Source organism: Stenotrophomonas sp. STEN054, from assembly GCF_056854535.1.
On the sequence record NZ_JBXFWG010000116.1, the window covers coordinates 1 to 356 of the forward strand.

General features: G+C 55.1%; 1 rRNA gene. It reads right to left on the reverse strand.

Annotation, left to right across the window (positions count from 1 at the left end):
* Positions 1–254: 254 nt before the first annotated feature.
* Positions 255–356: ribosomal RNA gene (rrf, locus tag AC1VXD_RS19860) — 5S ribosomal RNA — on the reverse strand; the annotation flags it as partial.

The window sequence follows — 356 nt, forward strand, 5'->3', positions numbered from 1 at the left end:
CGCTTCGTCAACACCTTTTTTCAAGGTCGCCTCACCGGAGTGGACGTTGTTGCCGATGCTGCTTCGTCGTTGGACCCGAAGGTCTTTCGTCGTTGCGAGCCGCCTATTATGGCAGGCCTTTCAGCTTTGTCAACAACTTGTCGAAGGAACTTGAAGCTCTTCGTGAAGTTGTTGCTGCAAGTCCAGGTCAAAACCAGGTGCCTGCAAAAAAAGGAAAACCCCGTTGCGCAAGCAACGGGGTTCTCGGGTGTAAACCCTGGCGATGACCTACTCTCGCATGGCTTGAGCCACACTACCATCGGCGCAGCTGCGTTTCACTTCCGAGTTCGGGATGGGATCGGGTGGTTCCACAGCGC